Genomic DNA, 22,856 nt, shown 5'->3' on the forward strand with positions numbered 1-22,856 from the left:
CATAATCGGGTTTTATCTTTTAAATTGGAACACTTAACCAACTTGAAGATTATTTTATGGAAATTCCTATTTTACAGGATATTGTTATTATCCTGGGGCTCTCAATATTGATAATTCTTTTATTTCAAAAGATAAAAGTGCCATCAATCCTGGGATTTCTTCTCGCTGGTATAATTGCAGGCCCTCATGCCTTTAATCTTATAAGTTCTTCTCACGAGGTAGAATTACTTTCAGAAATTGGTATTATTTTCCTGCTTTTCGTTATTGGAATTGAACTCTCTATAAAAGAACTTATTTCTATGAAAAATACCGTCTTAATTGGCGGTGGTCTCCAGGTGGGCGGGACTATTTTATTTACTACAATTGTCGCCTATTTTTTTGGATTACCTTTAAATTCTGCTATTTTCCTCGGGTTCTTATTCTCTTTAAGTAGTACGGCAATTGTTTTAAAACTCATCCAGGAACGCGGAGAAATTACCGCTCCGCACGGTCGGGTTGCCCTTGGTATTCTAATTTTTCAGGATATCATTGTGGTTCCCATGATGTTGCTCACCCCAATTCTAGCGGGTGACGGCGGCGATCTCCTTACTACCCTGTTAATTCTTATTATTAAAATTGTTGGGGTTGGACTGGTTATCTATTTACTGGCACGATATATTGTACCCCGAATTTTTAGTATGGTGGTAAAAACCAAAAGTAAAGAGCTTTTTATTTTAACTACCGTAGTTTTTTGTTTTGCCATTGCCTGGCTCACATCTTCGGTAGGATTATCCCTTGCTTTAGGTGCTTTTTTCGCTGGACTCATTATTTCTGAATCTGAATACAGCCACCAGGCTACGGTAAATGTTTTACCATTTAGAGAGATTTTTATCAGTTTCTTTTTTATCTCGGTAGGTTCTCTGCTCAATTTAGAATTTTTTATCAATAATATTTTAATGATCCTTTTACTGGTTATCGGGGTTGTATTTTTAAAAATGTTGGTAGTTGGTGCTACGGTGATGTTGCTAAAATATCCGCCGAGAACAGTTTTATTAAGTTTATTTAGTTTATTCCAGGTAGGTGAATTCTCCTTATTGCTTTCAGGAGTAGGATTAGATAATAATATTATACCCGATAGTATTTATCAATATTTCCTTGCGATTTCAATTATTACCATGGGACTTACGCCATTTCTAATTGCAGCTGCACCAAAGATCACATATTCAATACTAAAAGCCAGGGTGCCATCTTCGGTAAGGCATAGACTGGAAAGTTTAAATAAACTTAAAACTACCGAAGAAACCGCTGAACCTAAAAAACTGGACGATCACTTAATTATTATTGGCTACGGAATTAATGGTGAAAATATTGCAAAAGCAGCCCGAAACGCTGAAATTCCATATATAATTTTAGATACCGATCCTGTAACTTTTAAAAAGGCAAAAAATAATAATGAGCCTATTATTTTTGGAGATGCCACAAACTCACTAATCTTAAAACATCTCCATGTCCAGGAAGCACGGGTTGTTGTTATTGCAATTTCGGACCCCGGAGCTACCAAAAAGATTATTAGTAATGTGCGTTTATATTCCAAAACAGCTTTTATTATTGTAAGAACTCGCTACGTTAGGGAAATTGAAGAAAATATTAAACTGGGAGCTGATGAAGTGATTCCAGAAGAATTTGAAACTTCAATAGAGATCTTTAACCGCGTACTTAAAAAATACCTGGTTCCTTATAACGAAATAATGGATTTTACCGCCAGCATTCGTTCTTCCGATTACGAGATGTTGACTTCGGTAAAAGGCAGGCCGCATAAACCATCGCTACAGCATTTACATATCCCCAACCGGGAAATTGTAACCTTGAGTGTTCAGCATAATAACAGAGATATTGTTGGAAAAAGTATTCAAACTTCCGGAATTGGAAAAAACTTTAGAGTTACCGTTTTAGCTATAAAAAGAGACACACAGTACATTACAGAAATTCTCCCCAACACAAAAATTAAACAAGGCGATTTGTTGTATATTTTTGGAAATCCTATAAATATTAATAAACTAAATGAAGCACTTTCTTACTAGGAAATCATTGCAGGGTTAAATAATTCAGAGAATTCAATTTTTCCATTTTCACGATTAAAAAAGGCAGTGGCCAATCCTAATTTACCCTGCGATATTCGTTCCTTTAAATATGTATTTTGCTTTATAATACGCTGTTGTGATTCTTTTACACTCCAGCGTGTGATAAGATCGGCATAAGTATATAAATCTTTTTCTTCAAATTTAGCCGGGATTTGCTTCGCTTTTAATGCTTCAGCAATAAGGGAATCGGGATTTTGGTATCCGTTTTTCATATATTCATTTAAAGCTTCCAGGTAAATTTTATTCGAAGAATTTCCCATAAGGAGTATAAAACGAGCGCCCTGCTGTTTACACGCAATCTCTATACTTTTAATAATATGGCTATCTACAAGGTTCCCGGCGGCTCTAATAGGAATTAAATCGCCAATCCCGGTATTCATCATTACATTTAAAGGTTCCCTTAAATCTATACAATTTACCACCGTAGCCAGTGGTGGGGAATTAATAAAATCCATTAATTCTTTATTCCGAAGACGCCGGGAGACTAATTTTCCATCTACATATCGGGAATTTCCATCTTTTAAATATTCCAGAATCTCCTGCGGCGTAGATTTTTCTTTAGATTCTTCAATATCTTCTCGAACAAAGTCCAGTTCTTTCCCTGCCGAATATTTGTCTTTAAGCCCAATTACACTGACGTTAATATTATTTTCTTCAGCAAAAGTAGATTTAAAATCTTCAAAAATTTCCAGGATATCGTGGTCTATATAACTGGCAAATGTAGCATCAATAATAACGTTAGAATTCTGCGGAACATTCCAAAGGCTATTTTTTATAGAAGCTTTATTAAAAAATGAAACCTCATTAGAAAGCTCCAACCGTATAGTTTCCCCTTTAAAAATCCTGGTATTTTCAATAAAAAATGCGTTGTGATAATTACTGCGGAGTAAAAAGAAAATACTAACCAGGGAACCAATAAAAATTCCTATTAATAAATCGGTTAAAATAATAGCCACAACGGTAACTACAAAAGGAATAAATTGGTTCCATCCCTTTTTATACATGGTGCTAATTACATCCCAGGAAGCCAGTTTATAACCCACAACCAATAAAATTACCGCAAGGCTGGAGAGCGGAATAAGATTTAAAATGGAACTCAAAAACAAAACGCTTAAAAGCAGGAAAATTCCGTGTAAAATAGTGGAAAGCTTGGTTTCGGCCCCGGCATTAATATTTACCGAGCTTCTTACAATTACTGAAGTTAATGGAATTCCTCCTACGAGACCTGCAATAGTATTTCCAACTCCCTGGGCAACCAATTCCCGGTTTGGAGGCGTTTTTCGCTTATGCGGATCTATTTCATCTGCAGCTTCAATTGCAAGTAAACTGGCAATAGAGGCAATAAGTGTTATTGTAATTGCAACACCCCAAACTTCAGGATTGGTGATTGATGCAAAATCAGGAAAAGTTACAAGTTCACTTACACGATCAATTTTTGGAATATTCACCAGGTACTCTTCCCCCAAATGCAGCACCGGAACGGTATATTTAAACAGCAGGTTTAAAAATACACCTAAGATTACCACAATTAAAGAAGGTGGTAAAAGTTTGAAATTCTTAAGCGGACTCTTCTCCCAGAAAATAATAATGGCCAGTGAAATTAACGACAAAACTACCGCCCCGGGATGAAGCGAATAAAAGAAATTTTTAAACATAGCGGTAGCCTGTTCAAACAAATTTTCCCTGGCTCCAAAATTTGCTCCTGAATCTTCTATAAACCCAATAGCGTAAGGAAGTTGAGCGATGATTAAAATAATTCCTATCGCGGCAAGCAAACCTTTAATAATATTTGAAGGCATATAATCGGCGATAAGTCCGGCTTTAAGAATTCCCAGGATAAACTGAAAAATTCCTCCAAGCACCACCGCCATTAAAAACACGTCAAAACTACCTAGAGAAGCTATAGAAGCTAAAACCACCGCCGTTAAGCTCGCAGCAGGACCACTAACACTTACAGAAGAATGGCTTACACTTCCTATTACAATTCCGCCTATAATCCCCGAAATTAATCCAGAAACCAATGGAGCGCCGCTGGCAAGTGCTATTCCAAGGCATAAAGGAAGAGCTACCAGAAACACTACAATACTGGAAGGAATATCCTTATCCAGGCGGGAGAATAATGGTTTGCTTAAAGCAGCCTGATCTACCCTTTCCTTAAAATTAAAATTGCCGTTTTTGCTCACTAAATTGGAGTATGATAAATAATTAGAATTAATTGCTGAAAAATAGGAAATTTAGTGATTAACTAGCCAATTTCTTTAAACATTCAAAAGGTTTCTTAAATAATACCAAAAAAACCGACGGCATTTCGGTACATATTGGTGGTATAATTTTAAATAGATATCTTTAAAAAACTAAATAACCTAACAACCATTAATCTTATGTCTGTACTTCCCGACGATCTTTTGCGTTACCAGAAATTTATAGGCTTTATGCTAAAATACTGGAACAGCGATTTATTTGCCAATACCGCGTCCCAGGCAATGGATGTAAAATCAGATAAAGATAATTCCCAAAATACATACGATCAAACCCCTGATGAATTAGTCGAAGATTTAAAAAATATGGGGCCTACCTATATTAAAATGGGGCAGCTGCTTTCTACCCGGCCAGATCTTCTTCCAGATGCTTATTTAAAAGCTCTGGCCACTTTACAGGATGATGTTCCGCCAATTTCTTACGAGGAAGTACACCGCATTGTTGAAGAAGAAATTGGAACCAGGATTTCCAAAGCTTTCGGTAGTTTTGATGAAGAACCTTTGGCCAGTGCTTCCATAGGGCAGGTACACAGGGCTACATTAAGATCGGGAAAACCGGTAGCCGTAAAAATTCAGCGGCCTGGGATTAAAAAACAATTCCTTTCAGATTTAGATACATTGAAAGAACTTGCAGACCTGGCTGTAAAACATAGTACAACCGCCAAAAAATATGCCTTTGATGATGTTTTAACCGAGCTCAGACGTATTTTATTACAGGAACTAGATTACCACCGTGAGGCGCAGAATCTAATCACCCTGGGAGATAATTTAAAGGGTTTTAAATATCTTATTGTCCCGCAACCCATTCGGGATTATTCTGCGGCCAAAGTTCTTACCATGGAATATATTGAAGGCCAAAAAATCACTTCAATATCTCCGCTTAAACAAATTGAAGTAGATTATTCGCCGCTGGTAGATGAATTGGTTAATGCCTACTTGCAGCAGGTTATTAACGATGGATTTGTACACGCTGATCCGCATCCGGGGAATATTAAATTTACAAAAGATGATAAAATTGCCCTGATAGATCTTGGTATGGTGGCCAAGTTTAATCCCGCAATTAAACAATATATTTTAGAACTTTTATTAGCTATTAGTAATAATAATGGAGAAGAAACCGCTCGGGTTTTATTAAGTATGAGTGAGGTTACAGAAGATGCTAACTTAAAATTCTTCAAAAAGACCATAACTGATATTATTATGGATAGCGAGCATAGTACGGCCAAAGACATGCAAACCGGCCGGCTTCTTATTCAGTTAAACCGGCTCGCAGCGGAGAGCGGAATTCATCTTCCGGTAGAAGTAAATATCCTGGGAAAGATCCTTTTAAATATGGATCAGATAATCGCAGTTTTAGATCCCGAATTTGATCTTAGAGATGCCATTAAAAGACATTCCACCAAAATAATGAGCGATAAGATGTATGAAGAATTAAAGCCTGAAAACTTTTTCTCTTCATTGCTGGCATCAAAGAAATTTTTGGAATACTTACCCGATCGCTTAAATACAATTTCAAAAAATCTATCAGAGAACGAGTTTAAAATTAAGATTGATGCCATAGATGAAAAACGGGTAACCGATGGTTTTCAAAAAGTAGCTAACCGTATAACGCTGGGCTTAATTATCGCGGCAATGATAATTGGGGCTTCTATGCTAATGCAGGTTCCTTCAGATTTTACCATTTTTGGATACCCGGGGCTTGCCATGCTTTTCTTTTTACTTGCAGCAGTTGGTGGAATTATTCTTAGTTATATCATTATTTTCCGGGACGAAAATCTCAATAATAAAGATTAGCCTGTTTGGGGAATTGTGTATTTCAGTGTATTTTTCGGTTCTAAAAATTAGAACCACATGAAAAACATTTTTACCCCTCTCTTTTTACTCGTTTTTATAACTACGGCCTGGAGCCAGAAAGTTGAAATTCCGGTAGATACTACGGTCACAACCAACCACTCTGTGACTATTAATTCAGAAAATATAGATTATACCGCTACTACGGGAATGCAGCCGCTTTGGAATAATGATGGTGAACCAATTGCCAGTTTATTTTATACTTATTATAAAAGAAGCGATGTAAAAAATACCGAAAACCGTCCGTTGGTTATTTCTTTCAATGGTGGGCCGGGATCTGCTTCAGTTTGGATGCACGTTGCTTATACAGGACCACGTGTTTTAAAAATTGATGATGAAGGATACCCAATTCAACCTTACGGAATTAAAGAAAATCCTCATTCTATTCTGGATGTTGCCGATATTGTTTATGTAAATCCGGTAAATACCGGCTACTCCCGCCCTATTCCAGATGAAGACGGAAAAGTAGATAGAAAAAAGTTCTTTGGCGTACAAGCCGATATTAAATATTTAGCCGAATGGTTAAATACTTTTGTAAGCAGAAACAAACGCTGGTTATCGCCAAAATACCTTATTGGTGAAAGTTACGGAACTACCCGTGTTTCCGGTTTGGCGTTAGAACTGCAAAACAGCCAATGGATGTACCTTAACGGAGTAATTTTAGTTTCTCCAACTGAAATTGGTATAGATCGCGATGGCCCTGTGGGCATAGCAAACAGGTTACCATATTTCGCAGCGGCAGCCTGGTATCACGATGCCTTACCGGCAGACCTTCAAAATAGGGAATTAGAAGATTTGCTGGAAGAAGTAGAAAGTTATACTATTAATGAATTAACACCGGTTCTTGTAAAAGGTGGTTTTACTGAAACTGCCAAAAAAGAAGAAGCAGCCGAAAAAATGGCTTACTATTCGGGGATTTCCAAAGAGGTAATTCTTCAAAATAACCTTGACGTAGATTATCGTTTTTTCTGGAAAGAACTAAAACGTAAAGACGGTGTTACCGTTGGCCGACTTGACTCCAGGTATCTTGGTATTGATGCCAAAGAAGCAGGAGATTCTCCAGATTATAATGCTGAACTGACTTCCTGGTTACACTCGTTTACGCCGGCAATAAATCATTACCTAAGACAGGACCTTAATTTTGAAACAGATTTGAAATATTATATGTTTGGCCCTGTACATCCCTGGGATCGCAGTGGTGATAATAGCGGCGAGAACCTCAGACAGGCAATGGCACAAAATCCGAACTTAGATGTTATGATTCAATCGGGTTATTTTGATGGTGCTACTACTTATTTCAATGCAAAATACACAATGTGGCAAATGGATCCCAGCGGTAAAATGAAAGACCGTTTAAGTTTTAAAGGTTATGAAAGTGGTCATATGATGTACTTAAGAGCAGAAGATCTTAAAAATGCCAATGATGATATTCGGGAGTTTATAGAAAAAAGTCTCCCAAAAGAAGGCGCTCCTGCTAAATATTAAAAAATTCTTACGCCACCTTTTCAACTTTATTGCAACTAATAGATGTAACCTCTAAAACTTAGTTATAAAAAGATTATTTGCAATCATGAGTATTTTGATTTTTTTATCGTGCTATGTGGATGATGAAAGTGTGACAGATCCAGAGAGAATATTGAGGGCGTTTGGGAAAAAATCAATGAAATAGATTCTGAAGATTTTCCAGACCTGGATGACGAAAATTATGAATCTGTTTTACAATTTAAATTCTTGAGTAATAATAAAATTCTAATACTGAAGCTTCAGGTTTTGAAGACCTTGATGAATTAATATTGGTTCAGGAAAATGTTGAGTGGAGCTTTGGTTTTTTAGTAAATAATGATGAATTAATGTTTGATTTCGACCCCTGTGGACCTTTGGAAAATTGTGTGGACGAGTTAAATCTTAAACGGGTCTAAAAAAATAAACCCCGGCAGGCTTGATCTGCTGGGGTTTTACATTCTTTTAGTTGAACATAATCTTCAATTCCTTTTAGAGCTCAGTTAATGTAAGCTGCATAATTATTAACTAGACCCTGAAAAGGCTTCCAATCAATTCTATAAAAACTATTGCATTAAATATTCTTTCAATTCAGAGTAATCTGAAATTTCAATGGATTTTTTCTCTTTATTCATCGCTTCTTTAATTGAAGCTGGAATTCCCACTTTCTCCTCAATCACATCTTCTACCGTTTTCAGAAATTTTACCGGATGTGCTGTTTCCAAAAATGTGCCGTAATAATCATTATTTTCGATTAAAAATTGCTGAAGTCCAAGATAACCAACTGCCCCATGAGGGTCCATTACATAATTATATTTGTCCTTTACCTCCTTTATGGCTTTTCTGGTTTCTACATCAGAAAAACTATAAGAAGAAAGCTGCTGTGACAACGGGTTAAATTCGCCCTTGAATAATTCGAGAATTCTTACAAAATTACTGGGATTTCCAACATCCATTGCGTTAGAAATAGTCTGTACGCTAGGTTTCGGACTATATTCCTGCGATTGTAAATAGCGAGTTACCACATTATTTTCGTTATTTGAAGCGATAAAATGGTCTATTGGAAGTCCCATTTTTTTGGCCAACATCCCCGCACAAATATTCCCAAAATTACCGCTTGGAACTGAAAAAGCCAGTTTTTGCTGTTTTCCAGCTAATTGTTTATACGCAAAAAAGTAATAAAACATTTGCGGTAACCAACGCGCTACATTGATAGAATTGGCTGAAGTTAATTGGCGTTTGTCGCTGATATCCTCATCAGAAAAAGCTTTTTTCACCATATCCTGGCAATCGTCAAAATTCCCATTGACTTCCAAAGCTGTAATATTTTGACCAAGGGTGGTTAGCTGTTTTTCCTGAATTTCACTTACTTTTCCTTTAGGATATAAAATTACAACATCTATCCCTTCTACTCCAAGAAATCCGTTAGCCACTGCTCCCCCGGTATCTCCGGAAGTAGCAACCAACACAGTGATTTTTCCTAAATTTCCTTTCTTTACAAAATGCCCAAGGCAGCCCGCCATAAATCCTGCGCCCACATCTTTAAATGCCAGCGTAGGTCCGTGAAATAATTCCAGGGTACCAATAGTTTCAGAAATTTGTACCACCGGAAATTCGAAATCTAAAGTCTTCTTTAGAATTTCCTGAAGTCCGTTTTTATCAATTTCTTCACCAACAAATGGTTGAATCGCTTCAAAAGCAATTTCCTCTTTAGGAAGTTTATTCAATTTTTGAAAGAAAGCCTTGGGTAAATCCGGGATTTCTTCCGGAAAATAAAGTGCTTTCCCCGGTGCAAGTCCGCGAACAACCGCATCTTCGAAGGAAACCTTATGATTTTTATCGTTTAAGCTGAAATATTTCATTAGTTAAGTATTTTTATTCCTTCTGGGTTGATTTTAGACAAATGCAGATCGAAATCTATATTTTTATCCTGGTAAAATTCCTGAAATTCGGCTTTCACTTTTTCTGCAACGGCATCGCCTTTACACATAGCAAAAACGGAAGGTCCTGAACCTGAAATCCCAAACCCAAGTGCTCCATTCTTTGCCGCGAGATCCTTTAATTCATCAAAATAAGGGATTAAAATTGAACGCACCGGTTCTATAATTTCATCTTTTAAACTTCTGCCTAAAAGTTCATAATCCTGGGTATACAGCGCACTTACCAAAGCGGCTAAATTCCCCCATTGGCTAATTGCCTTTGTTAGTTCTACATTATGCCTGATAACCGATCTTGAATCCCGGGTTTTAAGCTCGATTAAGGGATGTAATATCAACATTCGTAATTCAGGTAAACTTGGTAAACTAATTATTTCAAGCGGGTCATAGCTTTTTACGAGGCTAAAATCACCCAACAAGGCCGGCGCCACATTATCGGCATGGGCATTCCCACTGGCAAGTCGTTCCCCTTCCATCGCAAATTTTATTAATTCATTTGCTGAAAAAGGTTCTCCCAATAATTTATTGATCCCGAAAACGGTACCGGCGGCACTTGCTGCGCTACTCCCAATTCCGCTACCGGCTTTGATATTTTTTTTTATTTCAATATTAAAACCCTGTTTTTCGTCTAATTCGGTTAACATCGCTTTTGCCGAAACCCCGGCCACGTTTTCCTCAATATTTAAAGGCAAATCCTGACCCGTGATTTTAGTTATTCTAAGTTTTTGATCTGAATTTTTTGAAATTATCATTTCATCACCAACGCCGTCTAAACAACAACCCAAAACGTCGAATCCGCAGGAAAGGTTAGCCACCGTTGCCGGGGCAAATAGTTTTATTTTATCCATCACCTATTTCTTTCCTATTCTTATTACGTCCGCAAATATTCCCGAAGCCGTAACCTCTGCCCCTGCACCGGCTCCTTTTACAATTAGTGGTTGCTCCGGGTAACGCTCCGTAAAGAATAATACAATATTATCGCTTCCACTTAAATTATAAAATGGATGTTGAGAATCTACCGATTGTAAACCTACCACAGCTTTTCCATCTTCCAGTTGCGCAACGTATTTTAATTGTTCTCCTTTTTTCGCAGCAGATCTGTAGATTTCCTGAAATTTAGGTTCATCTTTTTTCAGCAGCTCGAAAAAGTCTTCATTATTGGTAGTTGCCAAACTTTCCTGTGATAGAAAATCTTCACTCTCAATATCTTCCAGTTCCATCTCGTAACCACTCTCGCGAGCAAGGATTAAAATTTTACGCGCCACATCCACTCCACTTAAATCTATCTTAGGATCTGGTTCTGTATAACCTTCTTCCATCGCCATTTCTACCGTTTTATAAAAAGGGTCTTCAGCTTTATAAGTATTAAATACAAAATTTAAACTTCCGGAAAGCACCGCTTGAATTTTAGTAACTCTATCTCCCGAAGCTACAAGATTCTTCAGAGTATCTATAATAGGCAAACCGGCTCCCACATTGGTTTCATATAAAAATGAAGCACCATATTCCCGGGCTAGGTTTTGTAATTCCTGGTAATTTTCAAAACTATCTGCGCAGGCAATTTTGTTACAGGTTACCACCGAAACTGAATTTGCTAAATATTCTTTATACCAGGCTGAAATCTCAGGACTGGCTGTATTATCTACAAAAATGCTGTTTCGAAGATTAAACTCATCAACTTTTTTAAAGAATTCAGCTTTATCAGCCTTTTCTCCTTTTTCAAGAACCTCTTCCCAATTTTGAAGGTCGATGCCATTTTCATCAAAAAGCATTTTTCGGGAATTGGATAAGCCGTGTACTCTTACTTTTAATCGGAGTTTTTCCAGTAAGAATTTTTCCTGTTTTTTTAACTGATTTAATAATTTACTACCCACATTTCCCACACCGGTAATAAATAAGTTGAGTTCTTTAGATGGTACTTCAAAAAACTGTTCGTGCAAGGTATTGAGCGCCTTTTTTACATCTTTCTTAGAAATAACTGCAGAAATATTACGCTCTGAAGATCCCTGTGCGATTGCCCGAATATTTATGTTATTATTCCCCAGGGCACTAAACATTTTTCCACTTAACCCATGATGGCTCTTCATCCTGTCTCCGACAAGCGCTACAATGGCCACATTATCTTCAATCTCTACCGGTTTGATCTTTTTATACTGAATTTCAACTTCAAAAGCTTCATCTAAAGCTTCTTTAGCAAGTTCAGCTTCATCATCTTTTACGGCGATACAGATACTGTGTTCTGAAGATGCCTGCGTAATTAAAACAACATTTATATTTTCCTGAAAAAGAACTTCAAAAAATCTTTTGGAAAAGCCCGGAATACCAACCATCCCGCTTCCTTCAATATTCAGAAGTTTTATGGAATCAATATGGGTAATCCCGGTAACCCAACGGAAATTCTTCTCTGAAGATTTTGAAATAAGCGTGCCCGTTTCATCGGGTTTAAAGGTGTTTTTAATAAGGATATTTATTTGTTTATCCAGTAAGGGTTGAAGCGTTGGCGGATAAAGTACTTTTGCACCAAAATGCGATAATTCCATAGCTTCCTGGTAGGAAATATCCTTTAGCGGATAAGCGTGGGGCACAATTTGCGGATTGGCCGTGTACATCCCATTTACATCGGTATAGATCAGCACTTCTTTTACATCTAAAGCAGCACCGTAAAGGGCCGCCGTAAAATCTGAGCCACCACGGCCAAGCGTACTGGGAACACCTTGTTCGTTCCTGGAAACAAAACCTGGTGCGATATATAAAGAAGCATCTTTTGCTTCAAAATATTTTTCAATATTCGCATTGGTTTGCGCATAATTAACCTGGACTTTTTCATTTGTATTTTTACAAACAATTAGTTCACGAGAATCGATATATTGAGAATTTATGCCAAGATTCTTGAAATATTCAGCAATAATTAGTGAAGACAAAACTTCCCCAAAACCAGCAACTACGTGGCGGGTTTTATTAGAAAGTTCGTTGAGTAAATAAACACCTTCATACAAAGTTTCAAGGCGGTTAAGCTCGGTTTTAACTTTGCTTAAAATACTGCTTTGGGCATTTACCGGAATTAACTCACGAACTGCTTCAAGATGCCTTTTTTCATTTTTTATAAGAATTTCTTTATATGCAAGATCTTCACGGGAAGCGAGATCTGCCATTTCCAGCAAATCGTTAGTAACTCCGCCAAAAGCGGAAAAAACCACCAGGGTTTTATCTTCTTTTAAATGTTTTTGAACAGTTTTAGCTACGAGTTTTATTCGTTCTGGAGAGGCCAAAGAGGTTCCTCCGAATTTTAGGACTTTCATAAGTCAGATTGGTTAAATTAGAATGATTTTGTTTTAAAAAAACAGGCGTGTACTGAAGTGCTATGTAGAATTATACCCCAAAAGGGGTAATACGAATAATCGTCATGCCAGAAATGCCCACGTTGAAAACGCTTTTTGAAGTGCTGAAATTATTGCTTTCTGTAATCTTCATTTTTGACTTTATTCTGGTGATAAAAGTATATATTTTTAAGTGTAATAAAAACAAAAATGACACTTTGGGACAAGAATTATGATTTTCTTTTTATTCAACAAAAAAAATACCCGATTAATAATTTAACCGGGTATTTCTTCGTTTTATTTTAATAATCATTTAAAGATCACTTATATAACTTCCGTAAAGATCTTTAAATTGAACCCCCGTGGCAAACCGATGTTTACTTAGTTTCTTGTATTCTACCAGGGCCCAGAGCAAAAATTCTTTTAAAAAGTAAGAATCCTTCTCTGAAGTTTCCGGTTGATATTTTTTAATTAATTCATTTAATGGTGCGACAGAATCCAGTTTTTCTTTGTATTCAGCATCAGAAAGATCATCGGGTAGCTCAAACCCACTTTGTTCAAAAAACCATTCTACCAAATCGTCGTAAGGCGTGGTTTCATCCGGTTTTTGCAACTTTTCTATCTTAGGAAAATACTGCGGGAATAAAGTTTTCACTGAATCACCTATTAACTGAAGTGCTACGCTTGCTGCACCTTCTTCTTCCCCTTCATAGACCAGTTCCACTTTTCCTGTTATGGAAGGAACTACCCCGAGAAAATCACCAAACCTCAACAAGGTTTTGTCATCCCCTGATTTTAACGAACGTCTTTCTGCAGTACTTAAAAGATTTTCATAGGCTGTAATACTAAGCCTGGCGCTAATTCCGCTTTTTTCATCTATAAATTCACTTTCCCTGGCTTCAAAACTAATTTGTTCCAGGAGGTCTTTGGCGAGTTCAGGCACATAAACCAAATCGCTTTGTCTTTTGTCCAGTTTAGCTTCCTGGGCGGTAATTGTTTTTGCAATCTTAATACTGTCGGGATAATGTGTAAGAATTTGAGAGCCAATTCTATCTTTTAAAGGAGTTACAATACTACCACGGTTTGTATAATCTTCGGGGTTAGCGGTAAAGACAAACTGAAGATCTAGCGGTAACCTTAACTTAAATCCGCGGATTTGAATATCGCCTTCCTGAAGAATATTAAATAATGCTACCTGAATACGCGCTTGTAAATCGGGAAGTTCGTTTATTACAAAAATACTTCGGTTGGCTCTCGGAATCATCCCGAAGTGAATTACACGATCATCGGCATAACTCAATTTTAGATTTGCAGCTTTAATTGGATCAACATCTCCAATAAGATCGGCCACAGTTACATCTGGTGTAGCCAGTTTTTCAAAAAATCGTTCTTCTCTATGCACCCAGCTAATTGGGGTTTCTTCTCCTTTTTCTTTTACCAGTTCTATAGCATAACGGGAAATTGGATCTAAAGGATCATCATTAATTTCTGAGCCCTGAACTACGGGCATATATTCATCCAGTAAATTTACCATTAGGCGCGCAAGACGGGTCTTTGCCTGCCCTCTTAAACCTAGTAAATTAATATTATGGCGGGATAAAATGGCTCTTTCCATTTCCGGAATCACGCTGTCTTCATACCCGTGAATTCCCGGGAATGTAGGTTCATTTTTCTTTATTTTTTCAATTAAATTTTCCCTGAGTTCTTCTTTAATCCCGCGACTTTTATACCCGGATTTCTTTAATTCACCCAGTGTGTTTATATTTTCTATTTTCATATTGTTTATTTTTAATTTCTTTTCAACCCATTTTTTACTTCAGGCTGTCACAAAACTTAGTGATTGTTTCAGCTTTTATATGCATTGATTTCTCACATCTTAGATCCTGAAATAAATTCAGGATGACGGATATTTATAAGAGTTAATTACTTTAAAAACCAAAACAGGGAGTTTGGATTATTTAATTCCCCCTAATTCTCTTTTTCCTGTTCGTTTCGTAATCTTCAAAAATCATTTCACCCAGGCCTTTTAAACCGGTGTAAAAAGCTTTCCCTTGATTGGCATAAGTAAATTCCCTTACGAACTGCATTAAATAAGGATCTTGTGCGATCATAAATGTAGTTATGGGAATATGTAATTTCCTTGCCTGCCGGGCCATTGTATAGCACTTTCCTAAAATATAGGGATCCAGTCCCATACTGTTTTTATAATAGGAGCCGTCGCGTTCTCGCAGACAACTCGGTTTTCCATCGGTTATCATAAAAATTTGACGGTTGGTGCTTCTTTTTCTTCTAAGAATATCCATAGCCAGTTTTAATCCTGCCACGGTATTTGTATGGTATGGTCCTACTTTAAGATAAGGAAGATCTGCTATAGAAACCGGCCAGGCGTCGTCACCAAAAACGATGATATCCAGGCTGTCTTTTGGATATCTTGTGGTGATTAATTCTGCCAAAGCCATCGCAACCTTTTTCGCCGGGGTGATACGGTCTTCTCCATATAAAATCATACTATGGCTAAGGTCTATCATTAGCACCGTACTCATCCTGGATTTGTAATGAGTTTCCTCTACCACTAAATCCTCTTCGGTCATATTAAAGTTCCCGATACCGTGATTAATTTGGGCATTTCTTAAACTTTCGGTTACCGAAATCTTATCAGGCGAATCCCCAAATTGAAAATTCCTGAAATCGCCGGTATGCTCATCACCCCTACCAACGTGATTGGTTCTGTGACTTCCCGAGGCACTTTTCTTCAGTTTTCCAAATATCTGGTCTAAGGCCTGTTTTCTAATAGCGCGTTCGGTTTTAGCTGTAATTGCCATACCGCCGCCCTGGTCTTCGGTTTCTTCTTTTATATAACCTTTCTTTTTAAGATCTTCTACAAAATCATCCAGAGTATAATCTTCAGTGGTTAATTTGTACTCGTCATCTAGCTGCTTAAGCCAATCCAAGGCTTCATCCAAATCTCCTGAAGTATGGGTGATTAATTCCTTGAAAACTTCAAATAACCTGTCAAACGGTGATTTTTCAGGCTCTTCAAACTTATTAAAAACAAATCCTTTTCCCTGTCTATAATCTTTCTTCTTCATATTCTAAAATTACGGTATTTTATATAGAATTAGAAAATCTTTAGCTGTAACAGGAATTAAACTTATGTTAATCTATGAATTTGCTTATCTTATATTTGGGAGGCTAGTATTGTTATTCTTTTCTTAAATACTTCAGTGTTTACAATGTAGTTAAGAGATTTGAAAATAATTAAACCTGAATAATAAATTAATGAAAAAATTACTTTTACTTAGTTTTTGTTTCGTTCTTAGTTATAATAGTTTTTCCCAGAATTCTCCCTATAAAACTGATGGGTGGAAAGATGGCGCCTATATTGCCGGTACCGTAGGTTTAAATGTATTAGGATTCACTTTTATCCAGAATAAAGATGCACTTACTGAAGCTGAAATTACTGCTTTAGATAAAAATGATATTTGGGGAATAGATCGCTGGGCAGCAGGAAATTATTCTGAAAAAGCTGATTCATTTAGTTATATCCCGTTTTATGCAGCCCTGGCAGCTCCACTGGCTTTTTTACCCGGTGAGGCAGGGCGAAATAATTTTGGACAAATAAGTATTTTATTTGTAGAAACTATGGCCACCACCGGTGTCTTTTATACTATGACTGCCGGTTTGATAGATAAAAGCCGACCCCTTGTTTATAACGAAAATCTGCCTTTCGACGAGCGTGCCAGTGGGGGTGCACAACGCTCGTTTATCGCAGGGCACACGGCCGTTGCTGCTGCCGGTAGTTTTTTTGCTGCCAAAATCTTTAATGATTTTCATCCCGAATCTAAAGCAGTTCCCTATGTGTGGGGAGGGGCAACAGGTATTTCGGTATTAATGGGATATTTGAGAACAAAAGCCGGAAAACACTTTCTGACCGATAATATTATAGGTGCAGTTGTAGGTGCGGCGAGTGGAATATTAATCCCTGAATTACATAAAAAAGGCAAAGAAAATATTGATCTTTATCCTACCGCTAATTTCAATATTAACGGTACTGGAATTAACACTAAAGGCCTGGCGCTTTCTTATAAGTTTTAGATAAGCTACTTCGGATGTGACTTACGGTGCATTTTTTAATAACCATTGTTTAATTTTCGAGATAAACCTCGAAGTATTTAAAACCTCGATTACCGAGTAAACTCTATGGAAATTTCAGAAATTATAATGCTTGTATTTTGCGGAATACTCCTGATTCCAAGCCTGGCTTCTGCCACACGTTTTGACCACTGGTGGATTCGTGCTTTCGATTTTCCTCGTATTCAAATTTCATTACTTATTAGCGCGGTTATAATTATTGCTATTATTGTTTTTGATTTTTCTGAAACTATTCATTTTATAGCTATTGCCTTACTTATTTTAAGTCTTATTTATCAACTTCATAAAATTTTTCCCTACACCTGGCTCGCTAAAAAAGAAGTAATGCAATTTGAAGACGGTGATCCCAGTGATAATATTTCCATTTTAGTCAGTAATGTGCTTACTCCAAATACGAAATATCATAAACTTCTTGAAATTGTAAACAGGCGGCAACCGGATATTCTTCTTACCCTGGAATCTGATAAAAAATGGGAAGAAGCCCTGGAAGAATTGGAAGAAGATTATAAATACACTGTAAAAGTTCCTATGGATAATCTCTACGGAATGCATTTATACTCTAAACTGAAATTAGAAGAAACCGAAATTAGATATTTAGTGAAAGGTGATATTCCTTCTATTCACGGCTTTGTACGCTTAGATGATAATACCAAGGTTAGAATACATTGTATGCACCCAAGACCTCCCAGCCCTTCTGAAGCTGATACATCTACCAACCGCGACGCTGAATTATTAATGCTGGGAAGAGATGTTAGAGAACAGGACGAAAGTGTTTTGGTATTTGGAGATTTAAATGATGTAGCCTGGTCCCGGACCACAAGGTTATTTCAGCAAATGAGCGGATTATTAGATCCCAGGATTGGAAGGGGCTTTTTTAATACTTTTCACGCCGATTATCGCTTTTTTAGATGGCCCTTGGATCATGTTTTTCATAGCAATGATTTTACTTTAATAGAAATTGCACGCGAAAAACCAATGGGATCAGATCATTTTCCTATGTATATTAATTTGAATTTTGAACGCCGGGCCGAAGAGCAACAGGAAAAACCTAAGGCAGATGAGGAAGAAAAGGAATGGGCGCAAGAAAAAATTGACGATGCAGAACCCAGGGAAAACGGTGTTTAAGCCGGTTTGAAAAAATGACTTATTTCTGAAATTTCTTTTATCTTCTCGCAATCTGAAGCAGAGATAGGTTTTTCTATAAAAGAGCGTACCGTACTATAATTCTCAGCTTCTTTTTTGTCTTTTACATCTATAGAAGAAGTTACCATAATAACGTGGTACCTGGATTTTTGAGGGTGACCTTCTAGACACTTTAAAAAATCCCAACCATTCATATTAGGCATATTAATGTCTAAGAGAATAAGAAAATCCCTCTGTTGGGGGTGTTTTTGGTCTTCTACAAGATAACTTAAAGCATCTGCCGCTTTACTAAAGCTAATAGGATTTTGGGCGATCTCGTGGTTGTTTATCATTTTTTTCTGAATAAATACCACTATTTGATCGTCATCTACGATAAGTACTTCAAGCATTTGAAAGAATTTAGGGACCGAGCTTAGAATTCTTCTTCAGTCTTAATCGTGATCTTTCTAATCACTTTATCAAGCTCTTCAGACGAATTTAAGATATTATCTATAATCTCCTCAATATTATCCAGGTTATTTCGTTGATTTTTCAACAATTCTATCAATCCCATAATTCTTGCTAAAGGCGCCCGCACTACATGAGATTGTGTCCATGCAATTTCACGTAACCTTTCGTTACTGCGTTCTATGGCGTTAATATATTTTCTCCTTTCGGTAATATCCTGCATAGAGCCAATTATTCGCGAAGGTTTTCCGATAGCATCGGTTATTACATAACTACGATCAAGAATATATTTATACTCACCGTTGGCACACCTAAAGCGGTATTCTATTCCAAGAATTTTCTGCCCATGCTCGTATATTCCTTTAGCAGCTTCTATAACACGTTGTTTATCTTCAGGGTGAATTCTATCCTGCCACCACTCTTTAGAGGGTGCTAATCCTTCCTGCGAATAACCAAAAATATCATAAATAGCATTACTGTATTGAAATTCATTCTTTTCAACATCAAAATCTGTAATAAGATCACTAGTGGCCTTAGCAACAATATCGTAACGTTCCAGGCTTTCCCTTAATTGCTGCTCCTGAACTTTGGATTTGGTAATATCCCTGGAGTTTGCAATTAACCCGTTAACAGCGGGGTCATCGCGTAAATCACTAATTATAGTTTCAAGCCAGCGCCATTCTCCTTTTCCATCTTTATATCTGTAAGACGGTAACTGAAAGGATTTTCTCCTGCCCAAATATTGGATTTTCCCTTCAATTTTATCACGGTCTTCCCTATGAATAAAGTCGAATACATTTCTACCCTCAATCTTTTCCGGATCTACTCCTAAAATATGCTTTACACTGGGGCTTACATAAGCATAATGAAAGTTTTCATCTATAATACTTATAAGGTCACTGCCATCTTGTACTAAGGCTTTAAAACGCTCCTGGCTATGCCTTAGTTTTTCTTCAGCTTTTATCTTTTCGGTTATATTGTGAGCCTGAGTTACCCTGGCTTCCCGACCGCCGAATAAAATAGGATTACTCTGCACATCTATATAAAGCAGGTTTCTATTTTTAGTATAATGCTTAACTTTTATATTAAAAAAATCGTGCAAATTTTCTTCTACTGTTTCTTCAATTCTCGCTTCATCATCTGCCCATAAATCTCTGACAGACATTTGCATAAATTCCTCGCGAGTATATCCGTATAAATTTACTGCAGCCTGATTCACACTTAGAAACTCAAGGGAATTTCTATCTAAAACCCACATTGGCAGCGGACTTGAATCAAATAGAGTTCGATATTTTTCTTCAGATTCGTAAAGCTGGTGCTGTACTTTATTACGTTCCATACTGTAATGGATACTTTTAGAAAGAATAGAAGCATTTATTTCATCTTTCAATAGATAATCTGAAACTCCCCATGACAGGGTTTTTACGCCATAATCTTTATTGGTATAACCTGTAAGTACCACAACCGGCGTCTCATTTGAAAATGAAAGGATTTCCTTTACAAGTAATTCGGTATTATTAATATCTGGAAGTGATAAATCGAGTAAAACTGTATCAAAATCTGAGGTTTTTTTGAGAATTGCTTTAGCTATTTTAAAATTTTCGGCACGCTGAATTTCCAGGGCATGGTGTTCTTCAGACAGGTAATCTTCAATAAGTATAAAATCACCTGGGTTGTCTTCAATAACCAAAATTTTTAATTCCCCGGAATCTTTCGTCATCTAAAATAATTTTAAACACTAAGTAATTAAGAAGCTAACTTCTAAAAAATATTTTTCAATCTATAAATTGATAAGACCGATAATCAGGATAAGCAACAAAGAATTTTAAGGTAAAATGGATAAGTAAACTTCATTGGAGCAAGCTCACGAAGCACTCTTTGAGAACCATTGTTTAATTTTTCGAAGCAAGCCATGAAGCATTTAATCTCGATTATCGAGTAAATATACTAAAATTGGTTTGGGATTGTAAAATAAAAGCCACTACCCTTACCGTACGCTGATTCTACCCAAATCTCACCACCAAAATGATCTACAATTTTTTTACAAATTGCTAATCCTATTCCCGTGCCTTCATATTCTTCGCGTTGATGTAAACGTTGGAAGATTACAAATATCTTTTCCTGGAATTCCTTCTCAATTCCTATACCATTATCGGTTACTTTAAATTCCCAGAAAGTTTCTTTTTCTTCAGCTGAAATTTCTATTACCGGCCGGCGAACTTTAGAATGATATTTTAAAGCATTTCCTATTAAATTAGAAAATAACTGTCTTAAAGGAGTCTCTTCAACTTTTAAATTTGGTAATTCCCCTAGTTTAATTTCAGCATTTTTCGCTTCGATGCATCTTTTTTGAAGTAGTAAAACTTCGGAAACTAAATTGTTTGTATTTACATCAATAACTTTATATTCTCCTCTTCCTATCCTGGAATACTCCAATAAATCTAAAATTATTTGTCGCATTCTGGTAGCACCGTCGTGTGCAAAATAAATATACTGTTGTGCTTTTTCATCAAGCTGATCACTATACTTTTTCTTAAGCTGAGTAAGAAAACTAGTCACCATTCTAAGTGGCTCCTGAAGATCGTGAGAAGCGATATAAGCAAATTGTTCCAGTTCTTTGTTAGATAATGCGAGCTCTTCAGTATGCTTTTTCAATTCCTGGTTTAATAATTCCAGGGCTTCTTCTTTTTGTTTTATTTCTGTAATATTCCTGGAAATCCCCACCAGGCCTTTTTTATTGTCTCCAAACTTAAAGGGCACTTTGGTTAAAAGCGTATATTCAATTTTATTATTAAAATCGCTAATAATTTCCTCGCGATTTAGAATAGGGACACCCGAATTCATAACTCGCGAATTATCTTCTATTATTTCTAAAGCTTCTTCTTTTGGAAAATAATCTATAGGAGTTAGTCCCAGGCTGTTTTCTTCAATTTCAGCCCCAAAATATTTTTTGTAAAAACTATTATTGGTTAAGATTGTTTCGTGGTTTTGATTTACCACAAATATATGGTCTGGAATATAATCTATAATTGCCCGGAACATATTACGCTCTTCCCTTAGTTTCTGCTCAATTTCAACCTGTTTGGTAATATCTTTACCTATGCCATAAACCCCAGTAATTTTTTTATTCACATAAATAGGAAAATTAGTTACTTGCAAAAGCTTTTTTTTACCCTTAAGACTGATGAAACCAGTCTCATAATGCTGAATTTCTCCAGCAACAGCTTTAGTAAAATGGTCCATGACCTTTGCTTTATCCTCGGCTGGAATTAAAGATAAAAAGTTGGTCTTTAGCGCCACCTCCCTCGTTCCTTCACCCAGTTTTAAAGCACTATCGTTAATACTTAAAAAGTTTCCTTTTAAATCGAAAGAATACACCGCATCCGGATTATGATCGAATAAAGACTGGAAAGCCAGTTTACTGTTTTCAGCAATTAATTCCTGATTTTTCCTGGCTGAAATATCTATGATCGCCGTACTGGTTCTCTTCTCTCCATTATGATTAGTATAAATAACTGAATGGACTTCGCAAGGAAAAGTTTCTGCGTTTTTCTTTATTCCTGTTAATTCATATCTTAATTCTCCCGCCAAAATCCTTTGGTTAAGCGCACTTTTTAATTCTGCATTATTAAGTATAATATCTTCTCTATTTAGATGCTTAAATTCTTCATAAGTATAACCAAACATTCTACAAGCAGCTTTATTGACTTGTATAACAGGTCCTTTGGGATCTGAAAGGAAAATCGCCATTGAAGAATTTTCTACGATATTCTTTGCCTGGATTATATTCTCAGGAGATACAGACTCCTTTTTAGGAACTAATTTTAAACATATAGAAAAGGCTTCTAGGTTTCCATCTCCGTCTAAGCATGGACTACAGAATATTTCTAAGTTTTCTGATTTTGAAAAAGAATATGGCTTATGAAAAAAACTCTCTGAAAAAAAATCACTTTTAAATTGTGTAGATATTTCTGAAGGAAAAACTTTTAAAATACTAAGTTGAGTTTCTAAACTTTCACTGAAATTAAGCTTTACAAAACCTTCGGCAGAAGAATTCCAGGATATAATCCTATACGCTTCGTTTATTTTTACTACAGGCGTAGTTATTTTCTTCATTGGGGGGAAGTTTAA

At 36.5% G+C, this 22,856-nt stretch carries 14 protein-coding genes; 5 read left to right on the plus strand and 9 right to left on the minus strand.

Annotated elements, in window-relative coordinates:
- Nucleotides 1-56 precede the first annotated feature (56 nt).
- A complete protein-coding gene (locus tag B5X53_RS07625; RefSeq protein ID WP_079712645.1) occupies nt 57-2,060 on the plus strand; it encodes a cation:proton antiporter domain-containing protein in 2,004 nt (667 codons plus the stop codon).
- Here the strand turns inward: B5X53_RS07625 and B5X53_RS07630 are convergent.
- Nucleotides 2,057-4,303, minus strand: a complete 2,247-nt coding sequence (locus B5X53_RS07630) for a bifunctional SulP family inorganic anion transporter/carbonic anhydrase (protein WP_079712646.1) — start codon at nt 4,301-4,303, stop codon at nt 2,057-2,059. The two genes, B5X53_RS07625 and B5X53_RS07630, sit on opposite strands and share 4 nt — an antisense overlap.
- Nucleotides 4,304-4,501: 198 nt before the next feature.
- Here B5X53_RS07630 and B5X53_RS07635 point away from each other — a divergent pair, with 198 nt between their 5' ends.
- Both B5X53_RS07635 and B5X53_RS07640 read left to right on the plus strand, forming a co-directional pair.
- The gene (locus B5X53_RS07635) at nt 4,502-6,172 is read left to right on the plus strand and encodes an ABC1 kinase family protein (protein ID WP_079712647.1); all 1,671 of its coding nucleotides are present in this window, start codon (nt 4,502-4,504) and stop codon (nt 6,170-6,172) included.
- 57 nt (nt 6,173-6,229) lie between these two features.
- The gene (locus tag B5X53_RS07640) at nt 6,230-7,714 is read left to right on the plus strand and encodes a S10 family peptidase (protein ID WP_079712648.1); all 1,485 of its coding nucleotides are present in this window, start codon (nt 6,230-6,232) and stop codon (nt 7,712-7,714) included.
- Between the two features lie 581 nt (nt 7,715-8,295).
- Here B5X53_RS07640 and thrC read toward each other — a convergent pair.
- The 5 genes from thrC to B5X53_RS07665 all read right to left on the minus strand — a co-directional run bounded on the left by thrC (nt 8,296) and on the right by B5X53_RS07665 (nt 16,072).
- Entirely contained in the window at nt 8,296-9,591 is a 1,296-nt protein-coding gene (gene thrC / locus B5X53_RS07645; RefSeq protein WP_079712649.1) for a threonine synthase, read from the minus strand.
- Entirely contained in the window at nt 9,591-10,514 is a 924-nt protein-coding gene (locus B5X53_RS07650) for a homoserine kinase (protein ID WP_079712650.1), read from the minus strand. Before B5X53_RS07650 ends, thrC begins: the two co-directional genes overlap by 1 nt.
- A 3-nt stretch (nt 10,515-10,517) precedes the next feature.
- Nucleotides 10,518-12,965 carry a bifunctional aspartate kinase/homoserine dehydrogenase I gene (thrA, locus tag B5X53_RS07655; protein WP_079712651.1) on the minus strand — a complete coding sequence of 816 codons (2,448 nt, stop codon included), beginning with the start codon at nt 12,963-12,965 and terminating at the stop codon, nt 10,518-10,520.
- Nucleotides 12,966-13,296: 331 nt separating this feature from the next.
- Nucleotides 13,297-14,760 carry a magnesium chelatase gene (locus tag B5X53_RS07660; protein ID WP_079712652.1) on the minus strand — a complete coding sequence of 488 codons (1,464 nt, stop codon included), beginning with the start codon at nt 14,758-14,760 and terminating at the stop codon, nt 13,297-13,299.
- A gap of 181 nt (nt 14,761-14,941) precedes the next feature.
- Complete coding sequence (locus tag B5X53_RS07665) at nt 14,942-16,072, minus strand: vWA domain-containing protein (protein ID WP_079712653.1); 1,131 nt, start codon at nt 16,070-16,072, stop codon at nt 14,942-14,944.
- A gap of 190 nt (nt 16,073-16,262) precedes the next feature.
- Between B5X53_RS07665 and B5X53_RS07670 the strand changes: the two genes are divergently transcribed.
- Together B5X53_RS07670 and B5X53_RS07675 are read left to right on the plus strand one after the other, a co-directional pair.
- Entirely contained in the window at nt 16,263-17,078 is an 816-nt protein-coding gene (locus B5X53_RS07670) for a phosphatase PAP2 family protein (protein ID WP_079712654.1), read from the plus strand.
- 105 nt (nt 17,079-17,183) lie between these two features.
- Nucleotides 17,184-18,260 (plus strand): endonuclease/exonuclease/phosphatase family protein, encoded by a 1,077-nt coding sequence (locus tag B5X53_RS07675; RefSeq protein ID WP_079712655.1) that lies wholly within the window; start codon nt 17,184-17,186, stop codon nt 18,258-18,260.
- Here the strand turns inward: B5X53_RS07675 and B5X53_RS07680 are convergent.
- The 3 genes from B5X53_RS07680 to B5X53_RS07690 all read right to left on the minus strand — a co-directional run bounded on the left by B5X53_RS07680 (nt 18,257) and on the right by B5X53_RS07690 (nt 22,841).
- Entirely contained in the window at nt 18,257-18,667 is a 411-nt protein-coding gene (locus B5X53_RS07680) for a response regulator (protein ID WP_079712656.1), read from the minus strand. The two genes, B5X53_RS07675 and B5X53_RS07680, sit on opposite strands and share 4 nt — an antisense overlap.
- A 23-nt stretch (nt 18,668-18,690) precedes the next feature.
- Nucleotides 18,691-20,445, minus strand: a complete 1,755-nt coding sequence (locus B5X53_RS07685) for a PAS domain S-box protein (protein ID WP_079712657.1) — start codon at nt 20,443-20,445, stop codon at nt 18,691-18,693.
- 227 nt (nt 20,446-20,672) lie between these two features.
- A complete protein-coding gene (locus B5X53_RS07690) occupies nt 20,673-22,841 on the minus strand; it encodes a PAS domain-containing sensor histidine kinase (protein WP_079712658.1) in 2,169 nt (722 codons plus the stop codon).
- Between the last annotated feature and the right edge of the window lie 15 nt (nt 22,842-22,856).

The sequence above is a fragment of the Salegentibacter salinarum genome, assembly GCF_900168115.1.
Classification (GTDB): Bacteria; Bacteroidota; Bacteroidia; order Flavobacteriales; family Flavobacteriaceae; genus Salegentibacter; species Salegentibacter salinarum.